This is a genomic window from Pseudomonas sp. P5_A12, from assembly GCF_056400685.1.
This window is the reverse complement of record NZ_JBFUKU010000579.1, coordinates 1-1298: the sequence shown is the minus strand read 5'-3', so window position 1 is coordinate 1298 and position 1298 is coordinate 1. Positions and strand designations below refer to the sequence as shown.

General features: G+C 60.9%; 1 protein-coding gene. It reads right to left on the bottom strand.

Going from position 1 to position 1298, the window contains the following annotated elements; all coding sequences use genetic code 11:
- The coding region (locus AC1DSG_RS31235) for a bifunctional aconitate hydratase 2/2-methylisocitrate dehydratase (protein ID WP_477794305.1) at positions 1-1298 on the bottom strand (1298 nt) is incomplete at both ends.

The following is a 1298-nucleotide window of genomic DNA, read 5'->3' as shown; positions in this document are numbered from 1 at the left end:
CATCGGCCGCCATGCTGTCGATCTTGCCCGCGTATTCCATGTACTCCTCGACGGTTGGCAGGCGACCCAGGATGGAAGCCACAGACGCCAGCTCGGCCGAGGCCAGGTAGACGTTTGCGCCGTCACCCAGACGGTTCGGGAAGTTACGGGTCGAAGTCGACACTACAGTGGCGTTCGGCTCTACACGTGCCTGGTTACCCATGCACAGCGAGCAGCCCGGCATTTCCATGCGTGCGCCGGCCTTGCCGTAGATGCCGTAGTAGCCTTCTTCGGTCAGCTGGTGAGCGTCCATCTTGGTCGGCGGCGACAGCCACAGACGGGTTGGCAGCTGACCTTTGACCTGATCCAGCAACTTGCCGGCAGCGCGGAAGTGACCGATGTTGGTCATGCACGAACCGATGAACACTTCGTCGATTTTCTCGCCAGCAACGCTGGACAGCAGACGGGCGTCGTCCGGGTCGTTTGGCGCGCAGAGCACAGGCTCTTTGATGTCGTTCAGGTCGATTTCGATGATTTCAGCGTATTCGGCGTCAGCATCGGCAACCATCAACTCAGGGTTGGCAATCCAGGCTTCCATCGCTTGAGCACGACGTTCCAGAGTACGTGCATCGCCGTAGCCTTCGCCGATCATCCAGCGCAGCAGGGTGATGTTGGAGCTCAGGTACTCGGTGATCGACTCTTTCGACAGCTTGATGGTGCAACCGGCAGCCGAACGTTCGGCCGAGGCGTCGGACAGCTCGAAAGCCTGTTCGATGCTCAGGTTGTCCAGGCCTTCGATTTCCAGGATGCGGCCGGAGAAGGCGTTCTTCTTGCCTTTCTTCTCAACGGTCAACAGGCCAGCCTGAATCGCGAAGTAAGGAATGGCGTGAACCAGGTCACGCAGGGTGACGCCCGGTTGCATCTTGCCTTTGAAGCGCACCAGGATCGATTCCGGCATGTCCAGCGGCATAACGCCGGTGGCAGCGGCAAACGCAACCAGACCGGAACCGGCCGGGAACGAAATGCCCATCGGGAAACGGGTGTGGGAGTCACCACCGGTGCCGACGGTGTCCGGCAGCAGCATGCGGTTCAGCCAGCTGTGGATGATGCCGTCGCCCGGACGCAGGGAAACGCCGCCGCGGGTCATGATGAAGTCTGGCAGGGTGTGGTGGGTGGTCACGTCGATCGGCTTAGGGTAAGCCGCGGTGTGGCAGAAGGACTGCATCACCAGATCAGCGGAGAAGCCCAGGCACGCCAGGTCTTTCAGTTCGTCACGGGTCATCGGACCGGTGGTGTCCTGAGAACCCACGGTGGTCATC